This window comes from Streptomyces sp. NPDC059718 (genome assembly GCF_042733315.1).
Lineage (GTDB): Bacteria > Actinomycetota > Actinomycetes > Streptomycetales > Streptomycetaceae > Actinacidiphila.
Genome location: NZ_JBHWGA010000014.1, coordinates 50,271 through 75,322, shown reverse-complemented (window position 1 = coordinate 75,322; position 25,052 = coordinate 50,271). Strand labels below are relative to the sequence as shown.

30 protein-coding genes are annotated in these 25,052 nt (G+C 71.6%); 6 read left to right on the top strand and 24 right to left on the bottom strand.

The features are described 5' to 3' along the window. Positions 1-124 precede the first annotated feature (124 nt). A complete protein-coding gene (locus ACFV3E_RS17970) occupies positions 125-538 on the top strand; it encodes a hypothetical protein (RefSeq protein WP_500535496.1) in 414 nt (137 codons plus the stop codon). A gap of 77 nt (positions 539-615) precedes the next feature. Further along, the gene (locus ACFV3E_RS17965) at positions 616-885 is read left to right on the top strand and encodes a hypothetical protein (RefSeq protein ID WP_500535495.1); all 270 of its coding nucleotides are present in this window, start codon (positions 616-618) and stop codon (positions 883-885) included. On the opposite strand, the gene ACFV3E_RS17960 is transcribed toward ACFV3E_RS17965, so the two are convergent. Beyond that, positions 875-2,341: an APC family permease gene (locus ACFV3E_RS17960; RefSeq protein WP_500535494.1), complete on the bottom strand. Its 1,467-nt coding sequence runs from the start codon at positions 2,339-2,341 to the stop codon at positions 875-877. The two genes, ACFV3E_RS17965 and ACFV3E_RS17960, sit on opposite strands and share 11 nt — an antisense overlap. Positions 2,342-2,682: 341 nt before the next feature. Between ACFV3E_RS17960 and ACFV3E_RS17955 the strand changes: the two genes are divergently transcribed. Both ACFV3E_RS17955 and ACFV3E_RS17950 read left to right on the top strand, forming a co-directional pair. Then, positions 2,683-3,402: a hypothetical protein gene (locus ACFV3E_RS17955; protein ID WP_500535493.1), complete on the top strand. Its 720-nt coding sequence runs from the start codon at positions 2,683-2,685 to the stop codon at positions 3,400-3,402. 252 nt (positions 3,403-3,654) lie between these two features. Beyond that, on the top strand, positions 3,655-5,052 hold the full coding sequence (locus ACFV3E_RS17950) for a vanadium-dependent haloperoxidase (RefSeq protein ID WP_500535492.1): 1,398 nt from the start codon (positions 3,655-3,657) through the stop codon (positions 5,050-5,052). A 78-nt stretch (positions 5,053-5,130) separates the two neighbouring features. Here the strand turns inward: ACFV3E_RS17950 and ACFV3E_RS17945 are convergent, their stop codons facing one another. Beyond that, a complete protein-coding gene (locus tag ACFV3E_RS17945; RefSeq protein ID WP_500535491.1) occupies positions 5,131-5,751 on the bottom strand; it encodes a DUF4253 domain-containing protein in 621 nt (206 codons plus the stop codon). 250 nt (positions 5,752-6,001) lie between these two features. Then, positions 6,002-6,367 (bottom strand): DUF6233 domain-containing protein, encoded by a 366-nt coding sequence (locus tag ACFV3E_RS17940; protein ID WP_500535490.1) that lies wholly within the window; start codon positions 6,365-6,367, stop codon positions 6,002-6,004. Positions 6,368-6,554: 187 nt separating this feature from the next. On the opposite strand from ACFV3E_RS17940, the gene ACFV3E_RS17935 reads away from it, so the two are divergent. Further along, entirely contained in the window at positions 6,555-7,394 is an 840-nt protein-coding gene (locus ACFV3E_RS17935) for a sulfurtransferase (RefSeq protein WP_500535489.1), read from the top strand. 25 nt (positions 7,395-7,419) lie between these two features. Here the strand turns inward: ACFV3E_RS17935 and ACFV3E_RS17930 are convergent, their stop codons facing one another. From ACFV3E_RS17930 to rpsB, 5 genes are all read right to left on the bottom strand, one after another. Then, complete coding sequence (locus tag ACFV3E_RS17930; RefSeq protein WP_500365992.1) at positions 7,420-8,421, bottom strand: phosphatidate cytidylyltransferase; 1,002 nt, start codon at positions 8,419-8,421, stop codon at positions 7,420-7,422. Positions 8,422-8,536: 115 nt separating this feature from the next. Then, complete coding sequence (frr, locus tag ACFV3E_RS17925; RefSeq protein WP_319140848.1) at positions 8,537-9,094, bottom strand: ribosome recycling factor; 558 nt, start codon at positions 9,092-9,094, stop codon at positions 8,537-8,539. Between the two features lie 134 nt (positions 9,095-9,228). Next, positions 9,229-9,993, bottom strand: a complete 765-nt coding sequence (pyrH, locus tag ACFV3E_RS17920; RefSeq protein ID WP_500365994.1) for a UMP kinase — start codon at positions 9,991-9,993, stop codon at positions 9,229-9,231. A gap of 160 nt (positions 9,994-10,153) precedes the next feature. Continuing rightward, positions 10,154-10,990, bottom strand: a complete 837-nt coding sequence (gene tsf, locus ACFV3E_RS17915; protein WP_500535488.1) for a translation elongation factor Ts — start codon at positions 10,988-10,990, stop codon at positions 10,154-10,156. Positions 10,991-11,105: 115 nt separating this feature from the next. Continuing rightward, positions 11,106-12,041: a 30S ribosomal protein S2 gene (rpsB, locus tag ACFV3E_RS17910; RefSeq protein WP_500535487.1), complete on the bottom strand. Its 936-nt coding sequence runs from the start codon at positions 12,039-12,041 to the stop codon at positions 11,106-11,108. A 285-nt stretch (positions 12,042-12,326) separates the two neighbouring features. Here rpsB and ACFV3E_RS17905 point away from each other — a divergent pair, with 285 nt between their 5' ends. Further along, on the top strand, positions 12,327-12,974 hold the full coding sequence (locus ACFV3E_RS17905; protein ID WP_500535486.1) for a murein hydrolase activator EnvC family protein: 648 nt from the start codon (positions 12,327-12,329) through the stop codon (positions 12,972-12,974). Here the strand turns inward: ACFV3E_RS17905 and ACFV3E_RS17900 are convergent. From ACFV3E_RS17900 to rpsP, 16 genes are all read right to left on the bottom strand, one after another. After that, positions 12,943-13,500: a TetR/AcrR family transcriptional regulator gene (locus ACFV3E_RS17900; protein ID WP_500535566.1), complete on the bottom strand. Its 558-nt coding sequence runs from the start codon at positions 13,498-13,500 to the stop codon at positions 12,943-12,945. The genes ACFV3E_RS17905 and ACFV3E_RS17900 overlap by 32 nt on opposite strands. A gap of 80 nt (positions 13,501-13,580) precedes the next feature. Next, entirely contained in the window at positions 13,581-14,417 is an 837-nt protein-coding gene (whiG, locus tag ACFV3E_RS17895) for an RNA polymerase sigma factor WhiG (protein WP_499514235.1), read from the bottom strand. Positions 14,418-14,582: 165 nt separating this feature from the next. Next, positions 14,583-15,818 carry a DNA-processing protein DprA gene (gene dprA, locus ACFV3E_RS17890; RefSeq protein ID WP_500535485.1) on the bottom strand — a complete coding sequence of 412 codons (1,236 nt, stop codon included), beginning with the start codon at positions 15,816-15,818 and terminating at the stop codon, positions 14,583-14,585. After that, entirely contained in the window at positions 15,815-17,422 is a 1,608-nt protein-coding gene (locus tag ACFV3E_RS17885) for a YifB family Mg chelatase-like AAA ATPase (RefSeq protein ID WP_500535484.1), read from the bottom strand. The genes dprA and ACFV3E_RS17885 overlap by 4 nt, the downstream gene beginning before the upstream one ends. Further along, the gene (locus tag ACFV3E_RS17880; protein ID WP_499514232.1) at positions 17,422-17,793 is read right to left on the bottom strand and encodes a YraN family protein; all 372 of its coding nucleotides are present in this window, start codon (positions 17,791-17,793) and stop codon (positions 17,422-17,424) included. The genes ACFV3E_RS17885 and ACFV3E_RS17880 overlap by 1 nt, the downstream gene beginning before the upstream one ends. A 92-nt stretch (positions 17,794-17,885) precedes the next feature. Next, a complete protein-coding gene (locus ACFV3E_RS17875) occupies positions 17,886-18,212 on the bottom strand; it encodes a DUF2469 domain-containing protein (protein WP_018562949.1) in 327 nt (108 codons plus the stop codon). 39 nt (positions 18,213-18,251) lie between these two features. Then, the gene (locus ACFV3E_RS17870) at positions 18,252-18,731 is read right to left on the bottom strand and encodes an NUDIX hydrolase (protein ID WP_500535483.1); all 480 of its coding nucleotides are present in this window, start codon (positions 18,729-18,731) and stop codon (positions 18,252-18,254) included. A 2-nt stretch (positions 18,732-18,733) separates the two neighbouring features. Beyond that, positions 18,734-19,498 (bottom strand): signal peptidase I, encoded by a 765-nt coding sequence (gene lepB, locus ACFV3E_RS17865; RefSeq protein ID WP_500535482.1) that lies wholly within the window; start codon positions 19,496-19,498, stop codon positions 18,734-18,736. A gap of 43 nt (positions 19,499-19,541) precedes the next feature. After that, on the bottom strand, positions 19,542-20,279 hold the full coding sequence (lepB, locus tag ACFV3E_RS17860) for a signal peptidase I (RefSeq protein ID WP_500535565.1): 738 nt from the start codon (positions 20,277-20,279) through the stop codon (positions 19,542-19,544). A 61-nt stretch (positions 20,280-20,340) separates the two neighbouring features. Beyond that, a complete protein-coding gene (gene lepB, locus ACFV3E_RS17855; protein WP_500535481.1) occupies positions 20,341-21,465 on the bottom strand; it encodes a signal peptidase I in 1,125 nt (374 codons plus the stop codon). Further along, positions 21,458-22,096, bottom strand: a complete 639-nt coding sequence (gene lepB, locus ACFV3E_RS17850; protein ID WP_500535480.1) for a signal peptidase I — start codon at positions 22,094-22,096, stop codon at positions 21,458-21,460. Before lepB (ACFV3E_RS17850) ends, lepB (ACFV3E_RS17855) begins: the two co-directional genes overlap by 8 nt. Positions 22,097-22,137: 41 nt before the next feature. Further along, positions 22,138-22,488, bottom strand: coding sequence for a 50S ribosomal protein L19 (rplS, locus tag ACFV3E_RS17845; RefSeq protein WP_105869103.1), 351 nt, complete (start codon positions 22,486-22,488; stop codon positions 22,138-22,140). A gap of 133 nt (positions 22,489-22,621) precedes the next feature. Further along, complete coding sequence (gene trmD / locus ACFV3E_RS17840) at positions 22,622-23,431, bottom strand: tRNA (guanosine(37)-N1)-methyltransferase TrmD (protein ID WP_500535479.1); 810 nt, start codon at positions 23,429-23,431, stop codon at positions 22,622-22,624. Positions 23,432-23,435: 4 nt separating this feature from the next. Further along, positions 23,436-23,960, bottom strand: a complete 525-nt coding sequence (rimM, locus tag ACFV3E_RS17835) for a ribosome maturation factor RimM (protein ID WP_500535478.1) — start codon at positions 23,958-23,960, stop codon at positions 23,436-23,438. A 91-nt stretch (positions 23,961-24,051) separates the two neighbouring features. Beyond that, positions 24,052-24,291: an RNA-binding protein gene (locus tag ACFV3E_RS17830; RefSeq protein ID WP_450395265.1), complete on the bottom strand. Its 240-nt coding sequence runs from the start codon at positions 24,289-24,291 to the stop codon at positions 24,052-24,054. 2 nt (positions 24,292-24,293) lie between these two features. Further along, the gene (gene rpsP / locus ACFV3E_RS17825) at positions 24,294-24,725 is read right to left on the bottom strand and encodes a 30S ribosomal protein S16 (RefSeq protein ID WP_500366011.1); all 432 of its coding nucleotides are present in this window, start codon (positions 24,723-24,725) and stop codon (positions 24,294-24,296) included. Positions 24,726-25,052 lie beyond the last annotated feature (327 nt).

The following is a 25,052-nucleotide window of genomic DNA, read 5'->3' as shown; positions in this document are numbered from 1 at the left end:
GGCCATTGTCCGCCGAGTGACCTGCGCTCACCAGGGCCTTTGTTCATCCCTGCCGTTGCGTAGCGGGGCGGGGCAGGGTGGTGCCGACGCTGACGTATCGGATTTTCCTGGAAGGATTTCAGCCATGACCGATTTCATTCGCACGGGGAGGCTGTTCCGGCTCGCTGGGTTCAACCCGTCACACCGGCAGCTCTTCCTGCAGAGTGACGCAACGTTGATCGACCGGACCACATCGCATATCGAGGTCTACATTGGGCATGTGAGATTGATGCTCCTTCAGCCCTACTACCGTAAAGGGATCCACATTCGGCGCGCCAGTCCTGTTGACTTCGCCGTATTGAAGGAGCGGCACGGGCTGGAGTCCTCGGACGCCGAGTACACCTGGATGCTGGACCCTGACGGAGGAAGCTTTGTCGTTGGGGGCAACCCGGGCTGGCGCGAAGCGGAGTACGCGCTGATGAGCGACCGGGAGTCCTTGTACGACCTGTCCAAGCCCTGGCCGCCGGAATTCCCGGTAAAGTCGGGGATCGTCAGCTGATTCGTCAATGCGCAGGCTCCGCTGACAAGCACCGGTCGATTCCCTCCCCCAAGCAGCAGGATCCGCTGGTCCCGCCGATGGGCCTCCATGTGGACGACGGCTTCGGCGGCGTCCTCGTCTTCCGCGTCGAGAACCAGGACTGCGCGTCATGGGGCATCCCACTGGACCGGGTCGAGCAGGACGATCCGCCCGTGGTGGTGGAGTCGCACGAGGGGTGGGTCCCGTTCCTGGACCGCATGTCCGTGGCCTGGGTGGAGCTGGTGCTGAGCGAGGGAAGCCTGACCGCTGGTTCCGTGATCGTGACGTCTGCGGCCCAGGCCGCCCGTTCGCGGCAGCTCAGTGCTTGAAGACGTCGACCCCGCCGGGCTCGGCCTCCAGGGACCGGCGGTCGAAGACCAGCATGCCGAGGAAGAACAGCCCGCCGACGACGAGCAGGCCCACCACGATCACCAGGGGCACCAGCGCCTCCTGCGGTGTCACCAGGGCGATGAGCGCGACGACCGTCCACGCCAGGGCGGTGAGGGCGACGGGCAGCTCGAGGCGTCCCAGGTCGAAGGCGCCCTTGCGGCGGCCCAGGCGTCGGCGTACCGCCAGGTAGAGGACGATCGTCGAACCGTAGATGAGCGCCGGGAGGATCGTCGACGCCGTGATGAGCTCCAGCAGTGCGGCGCCGGGGAGCGCCACCATCAGGACGACCCCCATGGCGAGGATGAGCACGGTGGCCGGGATCGGGGTGTGCGTGCGCGGGTTGACCCGTCGCATGATCCGGTGCGCGGGGAAGCGCCCGTCGCGCGACATCGCGAAGATGATCCGCGAGCACGCCACCATCACCACCATCCCCGCGCCGAAGAAGGCGAAGGTGATCGCGACCAGCAGCGTCCGTTCCGTCACCGGGCCGAGCTGGTCCCGCATGATCGTGGCGACCGGGGAGCCGTCGCGGCTGATCCGCGGGACGTCCTCGATGGCCACGGTGAGCGTGATCAGGAAGAGCATGCCCAGCAGCCCCGCGGCCACGACCGAACCGACGATCGCTCGGGGGACGCTCCGGTAGGGGTCCTTGGCCTCCTCGGCGAGGTTCGCCGCGGAGTCGAAGCCGACGAGCGTGGCGAGGCCCATGATCATCGCGATCATGAGCCCGCCGCCGACGGTGAAGTAGTGCGGGGCGCCCTCGGTGATGCCTCGCGAGGTGAGGTTGCCGACCGCGCCATTCCCCGTGACCGCCGCGGCGATGACGAGCGCGACCGCCATCACCACGACGAGTGCCAGCTCCAGCCCGACCGCAGCGCTGTTGACCAGGCTGACGAGGCGGGTGGAGGCCACCGCGAGCACGGCCTGGACGAGCAGCACCACGAGCGTGATGACGCGGGCCGTGTCCTCGTCCGGCCTCATGCCGGCGAGCGGCATGAAGGCCTGGCTCGCGAGGGCGTTGTCGATGGCGACCACGGCGATCGCCAGGTAGCAGAACGTCAGCCAGCCGAATCCCCACCCCACCTTCGGGTTCGCCAGCCGTGAGGCCCACTGGTACGAGGAGCCGCTGAGGGCGATGCGTCCCGCGAGCTGAGCCACCACCAGGGCCACCAGGGACTGCCCGACCGCGACGAGGATCCACAGCCAGATGCCGACGGGGCCCGCGTTCTGCAGCACGTCGTCGTAGGTGGAGAAGATGCCGACGGCCACGGAGATGAACGCGAACGAGATCGCGAAGACCTGGAAGGAGCCGAGGGTACGTTTCAGTTCCTGCCGATATCCCCCCTCCTCGACCGACCTCTCGCCGGCCGACTCGTCCGTCGGGGCTTCCGCCACCTCAGCCACCTCGTCCTCGCTCGGGATCCTTCCGGGCCGCACCCGTTTTCCATATGTATGTCATGAATGCTTCCCAGCCTGCACCTTGAGGCTCCCCGGGCCGTCCGCACCCCGCGAACGTTGGCCAGTGCTGCACGGCTCACGGAGGGTCAGGGTCTGTCCAGGCGCAGGGCGTCGATCGGGTGAGCGCGACTCGGCGGCCGGGAACGGGCTGCGCCACTGGGATGACCTTGGCGCCGGACGCCGGTGGACGCGGGTACGGATCTCGTCGACAGGGGCCCGAGCCGTGCCGGAAGGCCCTCCGGTTCGGTGCCGGCCAGAGATCGACGAGGAGTGTCTCCATGCGTCCTGCAGACAGGACCCCTCCGCCCTCCAGGCGGTCCCTTCGACGGTTCGGACGGCTCGTCGGCACGGTGGTGCCGGCGGCCCTGATCGCCACCGCGATATCCGCGGTCTCCCTGACGACGGCTCAAGCCGCCGACACGAACGACGCGGCCACGCCTGGGGCACCGGCGTCGAGCTTCCCGTGGCCCGACCCGTACGACGACTACCCGTACCCCGACGGAGACCCCGACCCCGGTCCCGGTCCCGGACCCGGTCCCGGACTCGGCCCTCTCCTCGGCCCTCTCCTCGGCTCCGGTTCCCTCCTCGACACCGAGCCCCTCCTCGGCCCCGGTCGCGGACCCTTCCCGGCCCCCCGCCCCGGGCCCGGCAGGCTCTCGGGGTGTGACATCGACTCCACCAGCGTGGACAACACGACCGACCGCGACTTCTCCGTCGCCGTGATCCGCGGCCGGACGTTCGTCGGCCAGCGCGACACCGTCCCGGTGGGCGGCACCTACACCTGGCGGGACCTCAGCTGGCTCCCCGGGTACCCCGGCACCGGGGTGTGCGGCGCGAGCGTGAGCACCTCCTCGGAATCGGAACTGTCGGTCAAGGTCATCACCTTCCGCGGCGACGTGGCGGAGAGCCGCTGCACCATCACCGATGACCTGCCGGTCTGCACTGCCTGGAGCCCGCTGCTGGGCACATTCCAGCCGCCCCCGGTCGCCATCCCCTGACCGGCCCGGGTCGACGGTCCGTCGCAGTGTGCGCCCGCCGAACGACGGGCGCCGGCGTGGCCGGTCGTACGAGGGGCCGTCAGCCCCGGGTGGGACCCGCCTGTGAGGCGGAGGACGGGAACCGGCCGCGCACCTGACAGGCCAGGCTGCCGTCACCCCCGGCCATGGGTAGGAACCACGTCGATGTGGCCCGAACCGGAACGGAATTCCCTCCGGTCCGGCTCGGGCCCGATGTCGACGAGGAGTCTCCCCATGAGTCCTGCAGACAGGACCGCTCCGCCCTCCGGGCGGCACTCGCGGTGGTACGGACGGCTCACCGGCATGGTCGTGTCCGCGGCCCTCGCCGCCACCGCGGTGTCGGCCGCCGCCCTCGTCCCGGCCCAGGCCGCGGGCAAGGACCGGGAGCCCGCGGCCGATCCGGCCGCGATACGTGAGTGGAACGCCATCGCCACGGACGTCATCGGCACCAGCCTGGGCCCGACCCGGCCCTCGGGGCAGGCCGTCGTCTGGCACGGCTTCGTCTCGGTCGCCGTCTACAACGCCGTGGTCGGCATCGAGGGCCGCTACGCACCCTACAAGTGGCACGCCCGCGGGCCCGCCGGCGCGTCGCCGGAGGCGGCGGCCGTGACCGCCGCACACCACGTCCTGCTCTCCGACTTCCCAGCGTCCCGCACGCTGCTCGACACCGCGTACGCCGATTCCCTCGCCAGGATCCCCGACGGCAACGCCAAACGGCAGGGCGTGGCCTTCGGGGCGCGAGCCGCCGACCGTGCCATCCAACTACGGCAAGGCGACGGCCGGTTCGCGACGGTGGAGTTCACCACCCCGCCGGCGCCGGGCGTCTGGCGGCCCACACCGCCCGGGAACCTCCCGTTCATCGACACCTGGCTCGCCCGGCTGCGCCCGCTGCTGCTCGCCTCACCGTCCCAGTTCCGGCCCGGGCCGCCGCCCGCCCTGACCTCGGCCCGCTACGCCCGGGACGTGAACGAGGTGAGGACCATGGGCGCGCGGACGGGCTCGCCCCGCACCGCGCTGCAGACCGAGACCGCCCTGTTCTTCGGGGGCAACCTGACCGTGCAGCTCCAAGCCGCGTTCCGCGACCACAGCGCCCGCCACCGCCTGGACATCGCCGACACCGCCCGGCTGTTCGCCGCGGCGAACTCCGCCGCGACCGACGCCGTCATCACCGCGTGGGACGCCAAGCTCCACTACGGATCCTGGCGGCCGATCACGGCCGTCCAACTGGCCGGCACCGACGGCAACCCGGCGACCGAGCCGGATCCGCAGTGGCAGCCGCTGCTCTTCACGCCACCGCACCCCGACCACATCAGCGGGCACGCCGCGGTCGCCGGCGCCGTGGCCCAGACCCTGACGGGGCTCTTCGGCACGACCCGCATCGACCTCACCTTCCCGTCCGACGCCACGGGCACCACACGGCACTACGACGACGCCGTTCAGTTCAACCAGGACATGATCGACGCCCGTGTGTGGGCCGGCATCCACACCCGGACGGCGGACACCGAAGGCTGCCTCGCGGGAGCCCGCATCGGCCTCTGGGCCCTCACGCACTACTTCCAGCCCCTCCGCCCGGCGCACCCCCACTCCTCCCGGCCGATCCCGCGCACGTGCCCGCAGACCGAGGCGAGCTGACCCGCCCTCACCGTCGCGTGCCCTCCCGCCCGGCACCCGGGGAGGGCACGCGGTCGCGAGAGCGCCGGGCCGGCCCGGTCAGTCCCACCAGAAGCTCCACATCTGCTTGCCCAGGAGCTCGTGGGCCGCGAAGGTACGCAGGGTGTCGTGCTCACCTGCCTGGGTGATGGTGTCCGGCGAGAAGGCGAAGTGCTCCGCCGCCACGGCAAGCGCCTCGGCCATGCTGGTCGGCGGCGCGGCCACCGAGACGACCAGACGTTCACGGTTGAGCGCCAGCAGGCGTATGCCGAAGCGGTCCTCCCACGACCGCAGCACCGTGCACATCTCCTCGACGTCAGACGACCACAGGTCCGGCAGCCCGCGCTCGTCGGCGAGGGAGGGCACGTCCGTACTGCGGGACACCCGCTGCACGACGCCCCACGGGTCGTCCTCGCTTACCTCCTCGTCGTCCACCAGCTCGGCGAGGACCTCGGCGGCCAGCTCGTCGGGATCGGTCCGAGGGCCGACGGGGGGCGCCGCCGACCCCGGCCACCGGGGCCCGAAGGGCGCGATCAGTTCCTCGAACGGCTCGGGTTCGCCGAAGACCTCGACGACCATCGCCCGGCCCGGATAATCCTGCCCCGCCTCGGCGAGTGCCTCCTGGGCGTACTCCTCCCACCGCTCACCGAGGATCTGTTCCACCGTCCGGTGACCGCTCATCACTTCCCCCGCTCTCCCCGCCCTGGACACGCGCACGCGCCGACGGCCTCCCCTCTGGAGCGACGGCACGTACACAGTGTGCGCGCCGGGTGTGACACTGCCGTTGCCGGAACTGTGGATTCCGCCACAGCCCGGGCGCCCCCCTGCTCCGAGCGGTTCCGGGCGCCGGACCGGCCCGGGCGGATGCCGCGCGGTGACTTGACTGTCCGTCACGCAGGGCCACGCGGGACGCGGGACGCGGTCCTGGACCTCACGGGGTGCGTTCCGATTCCGGGTGGCAGATCTCGCACGGCGCGACGTCCGGCATGCCGAGGGCGACCTCGAACTCCTGCCGGTTCAGCCGCCCGCCTCCGGGTACGCGGCAGTCGTCGCGATGGAGGACGCCCCGGCCCGCACCGCCGCGCGGATCGGGCACGCTCTGCAGCCGCCAGGCGGAGATGCGACCGCGCTTCCCGCCCCGAGTCCGCGGAACGGCGTCATCTCCGGCCTCCGCCCCGGCCACGACCAGGGAACCGGATTCCGCCTCCTGGATCTTGGCGTCGACTGCGGCGATCTGCATCTGCAGATAGAGGCGTATCACCCGCAGGCGCTGCGGATCCGGAGGAAGCTCGTACACACGTTCGAGTGTAAGCGGCGGACCGACCGCCGACCAGCGTCACGGGCCACCGCACCCTGCGACCGCCGTCACGACGAGCGGCGACGGCGCAGGTCAGGGAGGGGTGTCGGCCGTGGGCCGCTCAGCGGCAGGCTGCCGCCCGCACGGCCGGCTTCCCGGCTCGGCCGGGCTGCGCCAGGATGGGCCGGTGAACACGATCATCAGCGCCGCGGAGCTCGCCACCACCCTGCGCGACGGTACCGCCCCCGTGCTCCTGGACGTTCGCTACGAGCGCGGAGGCTTGTCCGGGCGCGCGGCGTACGAGGCGGGCCACATCGCGGGCGCGGTGTACGTCGACCTGGAGGCGGAAATCGTCGGACCGGCGGGCCCGGCCGGCCGGCATCCGCTGCCGGATGCCGGGGTGTTCGCAGCCGCGATGCGGCGGGCCGGGGTGCGCAGGGGCAGCCGGGTCGTCGTCCACGACGGCGGCCAGGGCTGGGCCGCCGCACGGACCTGGTGGACGCTGCGCTGGGCGGGCCACGACGACGTACACGTGCTGGACGGCGGACTGCCCGCCTGGACGGCCGCCGGCGGCGGACTGACCACACGGGCCACCGCACCGGAGCCCGGCGACTTCGAGGCCGTACCGGGCGCGCTGCCGGTGCTGAGCGCCGACGACGCTGCGGCGCTGGCCCGTACGGGGGTGCTGCTGGACGCACGGGCGGCCGAGCGCTACCGGGGCGAGGTCGAGCCGCTGGATCCGGTGGGCGGTCACATCCCGGGGGCCGTGTCGGCTCCGACGTCCGGGAACGTCACCGCCGACGGCACCTTGCGTTCCGCCCGCGAACTGGCCGCCCGTTTCGCCGCCCTGGGGGTCACGGCGGACGGCGGCAGGGTCGGCGTGTACTGCGGTTCGGGGGTCTCGGCCGCGCAGCAGGTGCTGGCCCTGGCCGTCGCGGGGATCGACGCCGCGCTGTACGTCGGCTCGTGGAGCGAGTGGAGCGCCGACCAGGCCCGGCCCGTGGCGACGGGGCCGCAGCCGGGCTGAGCTGCTGACGGCCGGCTGCCGGGGATCAGCCCGAGCCGACGAAGACGACCAGCAGCAGCCACACCACGGGGGCGGTCGGCAGCAGCGAGTCGAGGCGGTCCATGATGCCGCCGTGGCCGGGCAGCAGCTTGCCCATGTCCTTGATGCCGAGGTCCCGCTTGATCATGGACTCGCCGAGGTCACCGAGGGTCGCGCTGGCGGCCACCGCGAGGCCCAGCAGCAGACCCTGCCACCACCGGCCGTCGTCGATCAGGAACTGCATGGACAGGGCGCCCGCCGCCATGGCGAAGGTGATCGCGCCGACCAGGCCCTCACGGGTCTTGCCGGGGCTGATGCGGGGAGCGAGCTTGTGCGTGCCGAAGCGCCAACCGACGGCGTAGGCACCGGTGTCGCTGATCACCGTGAGCAGCAGGAAGACGAAGACCCGCCACGGGCCGTCGCCCGCCGCGAGCATCATCACCACGAACGTGGCCAGGAACGGCACGTAGAAGGCGGCGAACACGCCCGCCGTGACGTCGCGGAGGTAGTTCTCCGGAGGCTCGGTCATGCGCCACACCAGTACGGCGAGCGCGGTGAGCGCCATCGCCACCCACGCGCCCTCGGCACCGCGCACGTAGCCCGCGACGACCATGGCGGCGCCGCCGACGGCGAGCGGCACCAAGGGAGCCCGGATCTCCTTGCGTTCGGCCAGGCGCGAGGTGAGCTCCCACAGGCCCACCACGACCGCCGCGGCGACGACGCCCACGAAGACGGCCTTGACGATGAAGAGCGAGGCGATGATGACGACCCCGAGGCCGACACCCACCCCTATCGCGGCGCGCAGGTTGCGCCCCGCGCTCTTCTTCGCCCGGCCGCCGTTCCCACCCGCTGCCGAGGGCTGCGGCACGGAACGGTCGGGCCGGGCGGAGTGCCGCTCCGGTTCGGGGGCGTCGTCGCGGAACAAGGGGCCGCCCATCCGGGTGGCCCCTTCATCCTCGCCTCCCCAGGAACCGGCATGTGGCGAGGGCCCCCAAGAAGAGTCGTTCACGGAGTTTCGCCTCGCGTTTTCGTCCGGTCCGGGTCGGTCGGATGGGTGGTCGGGTGGATGGGTCGCTCAGCCGCGGGCCTGCGGAGCCGAGGATCCGGTCCGGCGGTGTGCCGGATCAGACCTCCAGCAGCTCGGCTTCCTTGTGCTTGAGCAGCTCGTCGACCTGCGCCACGTACTTGTGGGTCGTGTCGTCGAGCTCCTTCTCCGCGCGGCGCACCTCGTCCTCGCCCGTCTCGCCGTCCTTGACGAGCTTGTCGAGGGTCTCCTTGGCCTTGCGGCGCACGCTGCGGATCGAGATCCGCGCGTCCTCCGCCTTGCCGCGGGCGACCTTGATGTACTCCTTGCGCCGCTCCTCGGTGAGCTGCGGGAAGACCACCCGGATGATACGGCCGTCGTTGGTCGGGTTGACACCCAGGTCCGAGTCCCGGATCGCCTGCTCGATGTTGCGCAGCGCCGAGTTGTCGAACGGGGTGATCACGGCCATCCGTGCCTCGGGCACCGCGAAGGAGGCGAGCTGGTTGATCGGGGTCGGGGCGCCGTAGTAGTCCGCCACGATCTTGTTGAACATCGCCGGGTGGGCGCGGCCGGTGCGGATCGCGGCGAAGTCCTCCTTGGCGACGACGACGGCCTTCTCCATCTTCTCCTCGGCTTCGAGGAGGGTCTCTTCAATCACCATGTGCTCCTGGTATTCAGAAGGCAGAGCCTCGGCCCTTGCGCGCGTCTTTCCTGCACGGTGTCCGACCGGCAGCGTCTTGTCCATCCCCGTTCCGGGCGGATCGCAGGCCGGGTTGCGGCCGGCGCCGTCCGTCAGCGGGCACCCGTGTCGTTGACGAGCGTGCCGATCTTCTCACCCTTCACGGCCCGCGCGATGTTGCCCTCCGCGAGCAGCTCGAAGACGAGGATCGGGAGCTTGTTGTCCTGGCACAGCGTGATCGCCGTCAGGTCCGCGACGCGCAGGTCGCGGGCGATGACGTCGGCGTACTCCAGGGCGTCGAACATCACCGCGTCGGGGTTCGAGCGGGGGTCGGCGTCGTAGACCCCGTCGACCCCGTTCTTGCCCATCAGCAGCGCCTCGGCGTGGATCTCCAGGGCGCGCTGCGCGGCGGTGGTGTCGGTGGAGAAGTACGGCATGCCCATACCGGCGCCGAAGATCACCACGCGGCCCTTCTCCAGGTGGCGCACGGCGCGCAACGGGATGTAGGGCTCGGCGACCTGGCCCATGGTGATCGCCGTCTGCACCCGCGACTGGATGCCCTCCTTCTCCAGGAAGTCCTGGAGGGCGAGGCAGTTCATGACCGTGCCGAGCATGCCCATGTAGTCGGAGCGGGCACGGTCCATGCCGCGCTGCTGGAGCTGGGCGCCGCGGAAGAAGTTGCCCCCGCCGATGACCACGGCGATCTCGTAGCCGTCGCGGACGACGGCGGCGATCTCGCGGGCCATCGTGTGCACGACGTCGGGGTCGACTCCGAGTCCCCCTCCGCCGGCGAAGGCCTCGCCGGAGAGCTTGAGCAGGTACCGGCCCTTGTGCGTGCTGCCGGTGGCGGTGGGTGCCTTGTCGGCGTCCTGTTCCATGGAGATCTCCTCGTACACGTACGAAGAAGGCCATTGCCGAGGGTCCGTGATGGTTCCCTGTGGGCAATGGCCTCCTCGTCACAACTGCGGCCCGCCGGTGAGCGGCCGGCTGCGTACGACCCTAGCGGGGCCGTCGGTCAATCGCTTGCGCGGTGGTCGCTCAGACGCCGACGCGGAAGCGGGCGAAGCGCTTCAGCGAGACGCCGGCCTCGTCCAGGACCTTCTGGACGGTCTTCTTGTTGTCCTTGGCGAAGGCCTGCTCGAGAACGACGTTCTCCTTGAAGAAGCCGTTGACGCGACCCTCGACGATCTTCGTCAGGGCGGCCTCGGGCTTGCCCTCCTCGCGGGCGGTGGCCTCGGCGACGCGACGCTCGTTCTCGACGGTCTCGGCCGGCACCTCCTCGCGGGACAGGAAGGTGGGGGCGAAGGCGGCGATGTGCTGCGCGACGTCCTTGGCGACCTGGGCGTCGGCCTTGTCCAGCTCGACCAGGACACCGACCTGCGGGGGCAGGTCCGGGCTGGTGCGGTGCAGGTAGGAGGCGACGTAGCCGTCGGTGAACAGGGCGAAGCGGTCCAGGACGATCTTCTCGCCGAGGGTGGCGTTGGCCTCGTCGACGAAGGCCTGGACGGTCTGGCCGTCCTTGATCTCGGAGGCGAGCAGCGTCTCCAGGTCGGCCGGCTTGCTGGCGGCGACGTGGGCCGCGAGGGCGTCGGCGGCGGCGATGAACTTGTCGCCCTTGGCGACGAAGTCGGTCTCGCACTTGAGCTCGACGAGGACACCCTCGCTGTTGTCACCGGCGATCAGGGACACGACGGCGCCGTTGGAGGCGGAGCGGCCCTCGCGCTTGGTGACGCCCTTCTGGCCCTTGACGCGGAGGATCTCGACGGCCTTGTCCAGGTCGCCCTCGGCCTCCTCGAGCGCCTTCTTGCAGTCCATCATGCCCGCGGCGGTCAGCTCGCGGAGCTTCTTGACGTCGGCGGCGGTGAAGTTCGCCATGGTCTGTCAGTCTCTTCTCGGAAGTCGGTGGATCCGGTGAGCGGTGGTTCTACGGACGAACGGCGGGGGCCGGAGCCCCCGCCGTCCTCACACGCATCGGAAGGCGGGCTGAGGCTCAGGCCTGCTCGGCGTCGGCGGCGGGCGCCTCGGCGGTCTCGGCGGCCGGAGCAGCCTCGGCTGCGGTCTCCTCGGCGGCGGTCTCGGCCGGAGCGGCCTCCGCGGCGGGCGCCTCAGCGGACTCGGCAGCCGGAGCAGCCTCGGCGGCGGTCTCCTCGGCCTTCGCCTTGTCGCCCTCGAGCAGCTCGCGCTCCCAGGCGGCCAGCGGCTCGCCCTCGGCCTTGTCACCGGCGGTGGCGGCACCGGAGCGGGCGATGAGGCCCTCGGCGACGGCATCGGCGATCACACGGGTCAGCAGGGTGACGGAGCGGATCGCGTCGTCGTTGCCCGGGATCTTGTAGTCGACCTCGTCGGGGTCGCAGTTGGTGTCGAGGATCGCGACCACCGGGATGCGGAGCTTGCGCGCCTCACCGACGGCGATGTGCTCCTTCTTGGTGTCCACGATCCAGACGGCGCTCGGCACCTTCTGCATCTCGCGGATGCCGCCCAGGGTCTTCTCCAGCTTCTCCTTCTCACGGGAGAGGACCAGGAGCTCCTTCTTGGTGAGGCCGGAGGCGGCCACGTCCTCGAAGTCGATCTCCTCGAGCTCCTTCAGGCGCTGCAGGCGCTTGTAGACGGTCGAGAAGTTGGTGAGCATGCCGCCCAGCCAGCGCTGGTTCACGTAGGGCATGCCGACACGGGTCGCCTGCTCGGCGATGGCCTCCTGGGCCTGCTTCTTCGTACCGACGAAGAGGATGGTGCCGCCGTGTGCGACGGTCTCCTTGACGAACTCGTAGGCGCGGTCGATGTACGACAGCGACTGGAGCAGGTCGATGATGTAGATGCCGTTGCGCTCGGTGAAGATGAAGCGCTTCATCTTCGGGTTCCAGCGGCGGGTCTGGTGCCCGAAGTGGACGCCGCTCTCCAGCAGCTCCCGCATCGTGACGACGGCCATGGCCGTACTCCTAGGGGTACTCGGTTTTCGCGGTCGCCGGACGGCGGCCGCGCCTGACGCCCCGAACGCGCCGTGCCACGAGGGACCGAGGAGCGCGTCCACCGCTCGCTGTAGGGCGGTGGCGGGGCGTGCGAAGTCGACCCGGTGACCCGGATCGCCATGGAAAGTGTACGGGACCGCCGGAGCGGCGGGCGACATCGTGCCTGGGGGCGGGGGCCGTACGGGGTTGTCCACAGGCCGCTTCCATGATCATCCGGCGACGGCGGAACACGTCACCGTTGGACCATGAGGACATACGCGGTGGTGGTGTTGGCGGTACTGACGTGGCTCGGGGGGCTCGTGCACCCGGTGGGGGTCGCCGCCCGGACGCCGGTCGTCCCGGCCGGCGGGGGCGCGGACCGGGCCTGGCCGGTGGATCCGTCCGGCGGGGGCCGGCGACCGGTCGTGGAGCGGGGGTTCGATCCGCCGGCGGTGCCGTGGGCGGCGGGGCACCGTGGGGTGGACCTGCGCGCGGGGCCCGGCGCACCGGTGCGCGCGGCAGCGCCCGGCAGGGTGTCGTACGCCGGTCAGGTGGCGGGGCGCGGGGTCGTGGCGATCGAGCTCGCCGGCGGGCTGCGCATCACGTACCAGCCGGTGCGGGCCTCGGTCGCGGTGGGCGACGAGGTCGGGGCGGGGCAGGAGGTGGGGGTGCTCACGGAAGGCCCGTGGCACTGCCCCGGCGGCTGCCTGCACTGGGGGCTGCTGCGCGGGGAGGTCTACCTCGACCCGCTGTCGCTGCTGCCGGACGCGATGCTGCGCGGCGGGCCGTCACGACTCCTGCCGGTCTTCGGGGTGCCCTTGCCGGAAGGGGTGGCCGGAACGACGGTCGGAGCGATCGAGGCGGTCGGGAAGGTCCCGCCGGTCAGCCCAGGACGCCGCGCAGGGCCATGGTGACGGCCGCATCGGCGATGGCGTCCGGCTCCTCGGCGGCGCCGAGCTCGATCCGGCGGACCGCGGAGTCGACGATGCCCTGGAGCAGCATCGCGGTGAGCCTCGGCTCATGGTGGCCGAGCGCGGCGAGCGCCTCGACGACCATGGCGACCAGACCGCCGTGGGCGGCGCGGATCTTCTCACGGGCGCCCGAGTCGAGTTCGCCCGCGGAGATCGCGACCACGGCCCGGTGCCGGCGGTCACCGACGAGCGTGAGCTGGCTGCGGACGTACGCCTCGATCTTGGCTTCGGCGGTGGGGGCGGCCTCCATGGCCGCCTCGACCTCGGCCGCCCAGACGGGGAAGTCGACGGCGCACAGCTCCTCGACGACTGCGGCCCGGGAGCGGAAGTACTCGTAGACGGAGGACCGGGCGAGCCCGGTGCGCTCCGCCAGGGCAGGGAAGGTCAGTGTCTCCGTCCCGCCTTCGGAGAGCAGACTGCGCGCGGCGTCCAGCAGGGCGTCGCGCTGCATCGACCGGTGCTCGGCCACCGAGGCCGCTCGAATCTTGGGCACCTCACCACTGTACGGAAGCGGCGCGGCCGTCGGGCCCACCCGTCGGCAAAGCGGCGTCAACGGCCGACGTCGGCCAGTTTCGCGCGCAATTGCAGAACGGATTTGGTGTGGATCTGGCTGACCCTGCTCTCGGTGACCCCCAGCACCTGGCCGATCTCCGCGAGGGTGAGCCCCTCGTAGTAGTACAGGGTGACCACGGTCTTCTCGCGCTCGGGCAGCGTGTTGACGGCGCGGGCCAGCAGGCGGCGCAGCTCGCGGTCCTCGGCGACCTCGACGGGGTTGTCGGCGCCGGTGTCCTCCAGGGTGTCGACCAGGGTGAGCCGGTCGCCGCCGTCGGTGCCCGCGTGGAGCAGTTCCTCCAGGGCGACGACGTTGGCCAGGGAGAGCTGGCTGAAGACGCCGTGCAGCTCCTCCAGGGCGATGCCCATCTCGGCGGCGACCTCGGACTCGCTCGGGGTCCGCCGCAGGGAGGCCTCGAGGGTGGCGTAGGCGCGCTCCACGGCGCGGGCCTTCTGGCGCACCGAGCGCGGGATCCAGTCCAGGGCACGCAGCTCGTCGATCATGGCCCCGCGGATCCTGGTGATCGCGTAGGTCTCGAACTTGATCGCGCGCTCGGGGTCGAACTTCTCGATGGCGTCGATGAGCCCGAAGACCCCGGAGGAGACGAAGTCCGCCTGTTCCACGTTGGCGGGCAGGCCGACGCTCACACGTCCCGCGACGTACTTCACCAGGGGTGAGTAGTGCAGGATCAGCTGCTCGCGCAGGCGTGCGTCCCCCGTGGACTTGTAGGTCCGCCACAGCGCGTCGAGCGAGGTGGGGGCGGGCGGCCGGGGGTTTCCGGTGACGGCGGTCGCCGCCGTGCTGCCTTCGTGCCCGGGAGTGTGCCGGTGCATGCGTCGATCTGAGCCGTTCTGCGTGACCTGAGGGACGGGCGGGACTCGAACCTCCTTGAGCGTAGCGTGACCATACCGTCGCTCAGGGCGACGTTCGGGCGTCCCCATAACCTCGCCATCCAGGGGGTCCCAGGTCAAGAACCGTCCTGTCACCTGATGGTGTGTTCACCGGGAGAGCGTGTCGGCTTGGCGGCCCCCCTCCGCCGTGGGAGCCGTGGGAGCCGCCTCGCGGCCTTGCGGCAACTTCCAGCGCGGGCCGTCCCGTTCGACGAAACCGAGGGCGTGCAGCTCATGGAGCCTGGCGAGGGTGTCGTCGGGGGTGCTCGCGGCGGCGACCGCGAGTTCCGCTACGCCGGCCCCGCCCCGGGCCGGCAGGGCCTCCAGGACCCGGGCTGCTGCGGGCGGGAGCAGATCCCGCGGCAGGACCGGCCCGCGACGCTCGGGGGCGAGGTCCTCGCCGATGCGGCCGACGAGTTCGATGACGTCGGCGGCGCCGGTGACCAGGACCCCGTCCGCGCGCAGCAGCTCGTGGACCCCCTGGGACAGCGCCGAGGTGCAGGGTCCCGGTACGCCCATGACGAAACGGCCCAGCTTGCGGGCCCGGCGGGCGGTGATCAGGGAGCCGCTGCGGTACTGGGCCTCGATGACGACGGTGCCCCGGGTGAGCGCGGCGATCACACGGTTGCGGAGCACGAAGCGGCTGCGGGTGGGATGCGATCCGGGTGGCAATTCACCGATGAGCAGCCCCTGTTCGGCGATGCGTCCGATCAACTCGGCATGACCCGGCGGATACGGCACGTCCACTCCGGAGGCGACGACCCCCACGGTCGCCCCCGTCGCGGACAGCGCTCCCCGGTGCGCGGCGCCGTCGACGCCGTAGGCGGCCCCGGAGACGGTGACCCAGCCGGCCTCCGCCAGGTCGGCTCCGAGGGACGCCGCCATGTGGGAGCCGTAGTCGGTGCAGGCGCGGGCACCGACGACGGCGACCGACCGCAGCGCCCACATCCGCAGCGAGGCGCCGCCGCGCACCCACAGTCCGTACGGGCGCTCGCCGCCCAGGTCGTCGAGCTGCCGCGGCCAGTCCGGGTCACCGGGGCACACGAAGCGGGCCCGCATGGCCCGGGCCGCCGCCAGATCCCGCTCCGGCCGGGTCCGGCGGGCCCGCAGGGCGTATCCGGCCGCCCGCTGCTCGCCCGCCCCGGGCAGCTCCTCACCGGCGGTGAGGGCCCGTACGGTCTCGACGGGGCCGAGCTCCCGCAGCCAGGCGCCGACGAGGGCGTCGCCGGGATCGGCGATCCGCGTCACGGCGGCGCGGGCCAGACGCTCCTCGGGCGTCGGTGGCGGCTCCTCCTCCAGGTCCGGCCCGGCGTCCCCGTCCATGCCGGGTGGCATCTGCGTCATCGCGCGGCCCCCGTCGCCGCCATGCCGCGGCGCACACCGGTGCGCAGCTCCAGGGCGCGCTCCATGTCGACGCCGTCTGGCCGGTCACGGCCCGCGAGGTCGGCGACCGTCCAGGCCACGCGCAGGACCCGGTCGAGTCCCCGCGCGGTGAGGAGCCCGCGCTCCATGTCCCGCTCCGCGGAGCGCAGGACCCCGGGCGACATCGCCCAGCGGGTGCGCAACTCATGGCCGGGGACCTCGCTGTTGAGCCGCCACGGCGTGTCCGCGTACCGGGCGGCGGCGCGCTCGCGGGCCTCCCGCACCCGCGTGGCGACCACCGCGGTGGACTCCGCGGAGCCGGCACCCCCGATCAGCTCGGAGCGGCTGACGGCTTCCACCTCGACCCGCAGGTCGACCCTGTCCAGGAGGGGCCCGGAGAGCCGCCCCTGGTAACGGCGGATCATGCTCGGCGTGCAGTCGCACATACCGCCGGGTGAGCCGTACCGCCCGCAGGGGCAGGGGTTGGCGGCGAGGACGAGCAGGAACCGCGCGGGAAGGCGGACGACTCCGGCCGCCCTGGCGATCACCACATGGCCGGACTCCAGGGGCTGGCGCAGCGCGTCGAGGGCCTGACCATGGAATTCGGGTGCTTCGTCCAGAAAAAGCACACCTTTGTGAGAGAGCGAGACGGCACCCGGCCGTGGCAGCCCGTTTCCGCCGCCGACCAGGGACTGCATGGTCGCCGAGTGGTGCGGCGCGCAGTACGGCGGCTGGTCCACCATGTGCCGGCCCGGCGGCAGCATCCCGGCGACCGAGTGCACGGCGGTGACCTCCACCGCCTCCTGCCGGGTGAGCGGCGGCAGCAGCCCGGGCAGCCGCTCGGCCAGCATCGTCTTGCCCGCGCCCGGCGGGCCCTTCAGATAGATGTGGTGACCGCCGGCGGCGGCGACCTCCAGGGCGGTCCTGGCGGTGCCCTGTCCCGCGACCTCGGCCAGATCCGGGGTGCCGGTGTCGGCGAGCCCCGTGCCGTGGCCGGCGCCCGGCAGGGTCAGGCCGGCCAGCATCGGGTCGGGCCTCCCGTCGGCGGGCTCCTCGTCCTCCTCCGGGGCGAGCTCGTCGTTGAGCAGTGCGATCAGCTGCCGCAGGCTGCGGACCCCGAGCACGGAGACCCCCGGTACGAGCGAGGCCTCGGCGACCGTGCGCTCGGGCACCACGACGTGGCGGTATCCGGCGTCGGCGGCGGCGAGGACCGCGGGCAGCACCCCGCGGACCGGGCGGACCCGGCCGTCGAGGCCGAGCTCGCCGATCATCATCAGGTCGGCGATGTCGCGCGGGGCGACGCGGTCGTTCGCGGCGAGGACGGCGCACGCGACCGCCAGGTCGAAGCCGCTGCCACTCTTGGGGACGGAGGCCGGGCTGAGGCCGACCGTGAGCTTCTTCTGCGGCCAGGTCTCGCCACTGTTCACGATGGCGGCGCGGACCCGGTCGCGGCTCTCGCTCAGGCTCTTGTCCGGCAGCCCCACCAGCGTGAACGCGGCCACTCCCGCCTCCAGGTCCGCCTGGACCTCGACGACGACGCCCTCCACACCCAGCAGCGCCACCGAACACGTCCGGGCGAAGCCCATCACTCCACCCCCCGCACGTGCTCGACGCGGGCGGCGCCCCGGGGCGGCAGCACCACGCCGACCACGTCGATCCGCACCCCGCCCGGGGGCGGTCCGCCGTGGTCGGCGAGCCAGCATTCGGCGAGCAGCCGCAGCCGCTCCGCCTTGCGCGGGGTGACGGCTGCCATCGGATGCTCACCGCAGGACTCCGCGCGCGACTTCACCTCGCACACCACGAGCGCGTCGCCGTCCGCCGCCACGATGTCGATCTCGCCGTGCCGTTCGCGGTGCCTGCACCGCCAGTTCCGCTCCAGCACGGTCATCCCGGCCTCGGTCAGAGACCGTGCCGCCAGTTCCTCGCCGTAGCGTCCGAAAGCTCCTCGGGCATTCATCGGTACCACCTCCGTCACTCACTGTGAGGGAGGTGGCGTCCGCGAGATGATCTTGATCGGGGCCTGTGGACAACCCGCCGGCCCCGGCCGGCTCAGCCGTTGAAGCCGGAGTCGTCCGAGGGTAGGTCGAGGTCGGCCTTGTTCAGCTCCTCGATGTTCACGTCCTTGAACGTCAGCACGCGCACCTGCTTCACGAAGCGCGCCGGCCGGTACATGTCCCACACCCACGCGTCGGCCATGGAGACCTCGAAGAACACCTCGCCCTGGACCGAGTGCACCTGCATCTCGTAGTCGTTGGTGAGGTAGAAACGACGCTCCGTCTCGATCACGTACTTGAACAGGCCGACGACATCCCGGTACTCCCTGTAGAGCTTCAGCTCCATCTCGGTCTCGTACTTCTCGAGGTCCTCGGCGCTCATGGCATGTTCCCCTTCAGCCGTACGTCCCCCCATTGTGCGTCAGTCACGCTCCGTCCCCAGGTGAATCGGGGACAATGGGGGACCTTCGTCGAGCAATGCGCGCAGCAGCTCGGCGAGCCTGGTCGGGTACACCGTCTCATGCGAGGCCAGCAGTTCCTCACAGGTCCACCATCGCAGGCCGTCGACGCTGCGCCGCTCCAGCTCGGTCAGACCGGCCGTGTGCACCCGGACGTCGTCGGTGCGGGCCAGGTAGTACCACTCGTCCTGCTCCCAGCGCCGGCCGTCGAAGTCGAAGGCGCACGAGCGCTCCCACAGCACCGGCCCGAGCAGGGCCGTGGTGATCCCGGTCTCCTCCGCCAGTTCGCGGCGCGCCGCGACGTCCAGGCTCTCGCCCTCCTCGACGCCGCCACCCGGGGTGAACCACCAGGTGACGGACGGGTCGTCCGGCTCGTACCCGTGGAGCAGCAGGATCCGGTCGGAGGGGTCCAGGAGGACGAGCCGGGCCGCGCGCCGTCGCATCGTTATCGCGCCGCCCTCCGCCGCCGGGCCCGGTCCGCGACCGGGCCGTAGGCCGCACCAGCGAAGATCAGGACCACGCCGGCCGCGAGCGCCACGCCCACCGTGCGCAGCGGGCCGGGGCCGGAGGGCCCGTCGCCCGGCAGGGCGGCGAACGCGCCGGTCCGGTCGACCATGCCCGCGCGGCCGAGCGGCCACACCACACCGTCGACCCGCGCGGACACCGTGCTGCGCGGCACGGAGCCGTTGTCGGCGTCGCCGAGGCGGAAGCGGGAGTCCTCGGACGTGGCCCGGTTGTCGCCCATCATGAACAGGTTGCCCCGGGGCACGGTGGCCGAGAAGGAGGTCGGCGACGCCGGGCCCTCGGGGTCGAGCCGGAACGGCTCGTCGACCGGCTTGCCGTCGACCGTGAGCCGCCCCTGCTTGTCGCAGCAGGCCACCTTGTCACCGCCGACCGCCACGACCCGCTTCACCATGGGGACGTCGCCCCACAGCGGGTCGGTGAAGACCACGATGTCCCCGCGCCGCACCTCGGAGCCGTCGATCCGCTGGGCGAGGATCTTGTCGCCCGCGTCGACGGTCGGGGTCATGGATCCGGTGGGGACGGTGTACGGCCGGTAGACCAGCGCACCCCAGACGAAACCTCCCAGGAAGAGCACGCAGCCGAGGGCGACGGCCAGACCGGAGACTATCCGTCCGGTCCGCCCGCCGCCCTGTTCGCCTGCTCGCCCCGTCGCCGTCCGCGTGCCCGTGCGTGTGCTCGTGCTCATGCGTCCGCACCCTACCCGGCGGTACGGACCGGGGGCAGCCCTCTCACCCGGTCCGGTTGATCAGACGGCGCCGCCGCCACAGCACCAGCGGGACCGCACCGGCCAGTCCGCCCGCGGCCGGCAGACCCGCTGCCGCCGCGTTGATGCCGGGCTGGTCGAAGGTGCTGGGCACGGGGAGGGTGGACCAGTTGCTGATCGGCCAGGCCACGACGACCGCGCGGCCGACGACCTCGTCCACGGAGACCGTGCCGTTGCCCGGCAGGTTCTGGTGGTAGCGGGAGTCCAGGGAGTCCTGCCGGTGGTCGCCCATCACCCAGATGCGGCCGTCCGGGACCTTGATCGGGCCGAAGGGACGGTCGCCGCAGGGGGTGTTCCCCGGGTAGATGTACGGCTCGTCCAGCGCCTTGCCGTTCACCTTGACCGGGCCGGTGCCCTTGCACTCCACCGTGTCCCCGCCGACCGCGATGACCCGCTTGATCAGGTCCTTCTCCTCCGCGGACGGCATGAGGCCGACGAAGCTCAGACCCTTCTGGATCGCGTTCGTCACCGGGTTGGTGTCCACCGGGACCGTCTCGCCGAGCCAGCCGCCCGGATCGTGGAAGACGACGACCTCGCCGCGCTCGGGCTCGGAGCCGAACCAGGGCGTGAGCTTGTCGACCAGGACCCGGTCGCCGATCCTGAGGGTGTTCTCCATCGACGCCGAGGGGATGGAGAACGCCTGCAGCAGGAAGGTCTTGATCAGCCAGGCCAGCGCGAGCGCGATGACGATGAGCAGCGGCAGTTCCTTCCAGAACGAACGTTGCTGCTGCTTCTTCCCCGCGTCGCCGTCACGGCCCTTCGTGTCACTCGCCTCTTCGGAGGTTTCCGCGCCCGCGTCCGGGCCTTTCTTTCCGAGCGGCGCCTCGCCGTCGCCCGCCGAGCCGCCCGACGTGGGGTCCCGATCCTCCGGCTCTCCGCGTCCGGACCTTGCGCCGACCACCAGGTCCCCCACATCCACTCCTTACTCCGCTTGCTGCGCGCTGCCGCCCGCGCCATATGCGGCGCAAGCCCACCACCCCCATAACGAGCGGGAGTTCCGCAGGAGTCGGGAGCGGGGTCATTCCTTGCCGATTGTTGGATGTTGCCACTCCCGGGCCCGCCCTCGCGGCAGACGCGCCCGAACCCCCCGGCGCGGCGACGCCGGAGTACGTCGCCGGTTCCTTCAGCCCCGCCCAGTGCCCCATCGGCCAGGCCACGGCGAAGGCCCTGCCCACCACCAGGTTCTCCGGCACGGTGCCGTCGCCGTCGTCCTTGAGGTGGAAGCGGGAGTCCGCGGAGTTGGACCGGTGGTCACCCATCACGAAGAGCCGGTTCGGCGGGACCTTGACCGTGAACTTGATCTCCGACGGCGGATTGCCGGGATGGATGTAGGGCTCGTTCAGCGGGGTCCCGTTGACGGTGATCTTCCCCTGGGCGTCGCAGCACTTCACCGTGTCGCCGCCGACCGCGACCACCCGCTTGATCAGGTCCTGCTCGTCCGCGGACGGCAGCAGCCCGATGAAGGTGAAGAACTCCTTGACCTGCTTCACGACCACCGGGTCCTCGCCGGACTGGGCCTGCTCGCCCTCCAGCCAGTTGCCGGGGTCCTTGAAGACCACCACGTCGCCGCGCTGCGGCCGGGAGCCGAACCACGGCGTGAGCTTGTCGACGACGACGCGGTCACCGATCCTGATCGTCTGCTCCATCGAGCCCGACGGGATGACGAAGGCCTGCAGCAGGAAGGTCTTGAGCACCAGCGCGATCAGCAGCGCGACCCCGATGAGCAGGGGTATCTCCCTGGCCGCGGAACGACGCCGCCTGCGCTTGACCTTCCGCGCCAGCTTGCGCCGCTCGGCCCGGCCGCCGCCCCTGCGCGGGCCCGCCGGCTCCTCGCCCAGGTACTCGGCACGGCTCGGCTGGCCGGCGTTCGCCCGCCCGCGGCTACCCATGGGCGCCGTCCAGGGAGCGGCGGCGGCCCAGCGGCCAGAAGGTCGCCTCGGCCCGGCCGATCACCTTGTCCACCGGGACGGTGCCCCCTCCGGGGTCGCCCAGATGGTCACGGGAATCCCGGCTGTCGGCACGGTGGTCACCCATCACCCACAGCCTCCCCTTCGGAACCTCGATGTCGAACGCTACCCGGGACGGCGTGTCCCCGGGGTAAAGATAGGTCTCGTCCAGCGGGCGCCCGTTGACGGTGATCCTGCCCCGCTCGTCGCAGCAGGTCACCCGGTCCCCACCGACACCGATGACCCGCTTGACGTAGTCGGTCCCGCCGGAGTCCTGCACGAACGATCCCTCGCCGTCGAACACCACGACATCGCCTCTGGCGGGCACCTTGCCGAAACGGTACGCCAGTTTGTTGACCAGCACGCGGTCCCCGGCCCGCAGGGTGTTCTCCATCGACCCGCTGGGGATCTCGAAGGGCTGGGCCACGAAGACGTTGACCAGCGCGATCACGGCGGCGGCCGCCACGGCGAGCAGCGCATACCGCTGTGTACGTACGCCGAAGCGCGACCGCTCATCCCGCTGTTCGGCGGGATCGGCGCGGTCGCGCTCCGGGAGGTGTACCTCTGTGTCCATCAGGCGCAGAGCCTATAGGGCCCCGCATATGCCGGGCGGACTCAGTTGTCGCGCTTCTCCTTGATCTTCGCGGCCTTGCCGCGCAGCTCACGGAGGTAGTACAGCTTGGCGCGACGGACGTCACCGCGGGTCACGAGCTCGATCTTCTCGAAGATCGGGCTGTGCACCGGGAAGGTACGCTCGACGCCGACGCTGAAGGAGACCTTGCGGACCGTGAAGGTCTCACGGACGCCGGCGCCCTGGCGACGGATGACAACGCCCTTGAACTGCTGGATACGGGAGCGGTTGCCCTCGATCACGCGGACGTGGACGTTGACGGTGTCACCGGGGCGGAAGGCCGGGACGTCGCTGCGCAGCGACGCGGCGTCGACGGAGTCGAGCAGGTGAGACATGTTCGTCTGCTTTCTTCGCCCATGCCACAGGTCATCGGCGGGAGTAGTGGTGGTGATCCGACTGCCTCCGCGTCGGACGGGCGTCATGTCCCCCTGTGGCAGGGGCGCACACCGGACGCGAGGCAGCAGCCGCCTATTCTTCCACGGACTCCGGGAGTCGCCCAAATCGGCCGTCCTCGCCCTGCACCCAGCCGAGGGCCGCGAGCATCGCGCGGTCCTTCTTGTCCAGGGCGGCCGGGTCGCAGCGCTCGATCAGGTCGGGGCGGTTCTCCGTCGTACGGCGGAAGGCCTCGTCGCGTCGCCAGCGGGCGACCTTGCCGTGGTGGCCGCTGAGCAGCACCTCCGGCACTCCCCGGTCCCGCCAGACCGGGGGCTTGGTGAAGACCGGGCCCTCCAGCAGGTCGGCCATGGCACCGGGGGCGAAGGAGTCGTCGCGGTGCGACTCGGCGTTGCCCAGCACGCCCGGCAGCAGCCGGGCCACGGCCTCCACCATCACCAGCACCGGGGCCTCGCCGCCGGCCAGGACGTAGTCGCCGATGGAGACCTCGCGGACGTCCAGCCGCTCCCCGTACTCCTCGATGACCCGCCGGTCGATGCCCTCGTACCGGGCCGGGGTGAAGACCAGCCAGGGCTTCCCGGACAGCTCGACCGCGAGCTCCTGGGTGAAGGGGCGGCCGCTCGGGGTGGGGACCACCAGCACGGGGTCGCCCTCCCCCGACTCCAGGACCGCGTCCAGGGCCTCGCCCCACGGCTCGGGCTTCATGACCATGCCCGGGCCACCGCCGTACGGGGTGTCGTCGACCGTGTTGTGCCGGTCGTGGGTCCACTGGCGCAGGTCGTGGACGCGCACGTCCAGCTGCCCGCGTGCCCGGGCCTTGCCGACCAGGGAGACGTTCAGCGGCTCCAGGTACTCGGGGAAGATCGTGACGACGTCGATGCGCATGGGGCTACTGCTCCGCCTCGGCCTCGTCCAGCAAGCCGGGCGGGGGCGTGATGACCGCGCGCTGCTGCTCCAGGTCGATCTCGGGGACGATCTCGGCGACGAAGGGCACCATGACCTCGCTGCCGTCCGGCCGTTCGACGACCAGCAGGTCGTGGTACGGCAGGTGCGAGATCTCCTTGATCCGGCCGACCTCGGTCCCGTCGGCGGTGACCACGTCGAGGTCGACCAGCTGGTGGTCGTAGAACTCCTCGGGGTCCTCCGGCGTCTCGTCCGGGTCGACGTCGGCGATCAGCAGGACGTTGCGCAGCGCCTCCGCACCGGTGCGGTCCTTCACGCCGGCGAAGCGCACCATCAGCCGGCCGCTGTGCACCCGGCCCGTCTCGATGGTGAGCGGGCCGGCCGACGCCGGGTCCGTGACGAGCACGGCGCCCGGGGCGAGCCGCAGTTCCGGCTCGTCGGTGCGCACCTCCACCGAGACCTCGCCCTTGATGCCATGGGCGCGACCGATGCGTCCCACTACCAGCTGCACTTGATCGCGCTCCTGTGCTCACGTGTCGGATACGGCCACGGGCCGAGGGCGGCCCAAGTGCCACCCCCGGCCCGTGCCGGTGCTGCGTACCTCAGCGGACGTGGTCCACGTCGACGAGGTCGACGCGGACACCGCGTCCCCCGATCGCGCCCACGACCGTGCGCAGGGCGCGGGCGGTGCGGCCGTTGCGGCCGATCACCTTGCCGAGGTCGTCGGGGTGCACCCGGACCTCCAGGACCTTCCCCCGACGCAGGGTGCGCTCGGCGACCTGCACGTCGTCGGGGTTGTCGACGATGCCCTTGACCAGGTGTTCGAGGGCCTCCTCGAGCACGATCAGGCCTCGGTCGACTCAGCCGCCTCGGCGGCCTCGTCCTTCTTGTCGGACTTCTTGGCCTTCTGGGTGATGGCCTCACCCTTGGACTCGTCACCGGCGTCCTTGGCGGCGGCCTCGAAGAGGGCGCGCTTGTCGGCCTTGGGCTCGGCGACCAGGAGCGGGGCCGGAGCCGGCTCGCCCTTGTACTTCTGCCAGTCGCCGGTCTTCTTCAGGATGGCGAGCACGGGCTCGGTCGGCTGCGCGCCGACACCCAGCCAGTACGCGACGCGCTCGGCGTTGACCTCGATGCGCGACGGGTTCTGGACGGGGTGGTACAGACCGATCTCCTCGATGGCCCGGCCGTCACGGCGGGTACGGGAGTCGGCGACGACGATGCGGTAGTGAGGCGAACGGATCTTGCCCAGACGCTTCAGCTTGATCTTGACTGCCACGGGAGTGGGTTCTCCTGGAGTTGACGTGGTTGGGCAGGCCGGACCACCACGTGGGGTTGTGGAGCCGGTTGCCCGACGGACGCGTCAGCCGAAGGAGAGAGGGGTCCTGCACGGCTGCCGAGTGCTCAGCTGACCATTCTGCCATACGGCGGGCATGCCGCCGCACGCCGGTGACCCCACCGGCGCCGTCCCCCGTACGGTGCCGCCCCCGTGCCGCGGCGGGCGCTCACGCGACCGCCCGGGGCGGCCGGATTACGGTACGCGGAGCACAGCGCCGCCACGACGGACGGGCCGTGGCGGTGGCGGGCGGGCCGGCCCCGGGGGTTG

Excerpts from the sequence above, each read along its gene's own strand:
- ACFV3E_RS17965 (WP_500535495.1), top strand. The coding sequence starts at position 616 with ATGGGCCTCCATGTGGACGACGGCTTCGGCGGCGTCCTCGTCTTCCGC.
- ACFV3E_RS17880 (WP_499514232.1), bottom strand. The coding sequence starts at position 17,793 with ATGAATGCCCGAGGAGCTTTCGGACGCTACGGCGAGGAACTGGCGGCA.
- ACFV3E_RS17955 (WP_500535493.1), top strand. The coding sequence starts at position 2,683 with ATGCGTCCTGCAGACAGGACCCCTCCGCCCTCCAGGCGGTCCCTTCGA.
- tsf (WP_500535488.1), bottom strand. The coding sequence starts at position 10,990 with ATGGCGAACTTCACCGCCGCCGACGTCAAGAAGCTCCGCGAGCTGACC.
- trmD (WP_500535479.1), bottom strand. The coding sequence starts at position 23,431 with ATGCGCATCGACGTCGTCACGATCTTCCCCGAGTACCTGGAGCCGCTG.
- lepB (WP_500535482.1), bottom strand. The coding sequence starts at position 19,498 with ATGAGCACGAGCACACGCACGGGCACGCGGACGGCGACGGGGCGAGCA.
- ACFV3E_RS17945 (WP_500535491.1), bottom strand. The coding sequence starts at position 5,751 with ATGAGCGGTCACCGGACGGTGGAACAGATCCTCGGTGAGCGGTGGGAG.
- rplS (WP_105869103.1), bottom strand. The coding sequence starts at position 22,488 with ATGTCTCACCTGCTCGACTCCGTCGACGCCGCGTCGCTGCGCAGCGAC.
- rpsB (WP_500535487.1), bottom strand. The coding sequence starts at position 12,041 with ATGGCCGTCGTCACGATGCGGGAGCTGCTGGAGAGCGGCGTCCACTTC.
- ACFV3E_RS17875 (WP_018562949.1), bottom strand. The coding sequence starts at position 18,212 with ATGAGCGCCGAGGACCTCGAGAAGTACGAGACCGAGATGGAGCTGAAG.
- ACFV3E_RS17970 (WP_500535496.1), top strand. The coding sequence starts at position 125 with ATGACCGATTTCATTCGCACGGGGAGGCTGTTCCGGCTCGCTGGGTTC.
- ACFV3E_RS17950 (WP_500535492.1), top strand. The coding sequence starts at position 3,655 with ATGAGTCCTGCAGACAGGACCGCTCCGCCCTCCGGGCGGCACTCGCGG.
- pyrH (WP_500365994.1), bottom strand. The coding sequence starts at position 9,993 with ATGGAACAGGACGCCGACAAGGCACCCACCGCCACCGGCAGCACGCAC.
- whiG (WP_499514235.1), bottom strand. The coding sequence starts at position 14,417 with ATGCACCGGCACACTCCCGGGCACGAAGGCAGCACGGCGGCGACCGCC.
- ACFV3E_RS17905 (WP_500535486.1), top strand. The coding sequence starts at position 12,327 with ATGAGGACATACGCGGTGGTGGTGTTGGCGGTACTGACGTGGCTCGGG.
- dprA (WP_500535485.1), bottom strand. The coding sequence starts at position 15,818 with ATGACGCAGATGCCACCCGGCATGGACGGGGACGCCGGGCCGGACCTG.
- ACFV3E_RS17870 (WP_500535483.1), bottom strand. The coding sequence starts at position 18,731 with ATGCGACGGCGCGCGGCCCGGCTCGTCCTCCTGGACCCCTCCGACCGG.
- ACFV3E_RS17885 (WP_500535484.1), bottom strand. The coding sequence starts at position 17,422 with ATGGGCTTCGCCCGGACGTGTTCGGTGGCGCTGCTGGGTGTGGAGGGC.
- lepB (WP_500535480.1), bottom strand. The coding sequence starts at position 22,096 with ATGGACACAGAGGTACACCTCCCGGAGCGCGACCGCGCCGATCCCGCC.
- lepB (WP_500535481.1), bottom strand. The coding sequence starts at position 21,465 with ATGGGTAGCCGCGGGCGGGCGAACGCCGGCCAGCCGAGCCGTGCCGAG.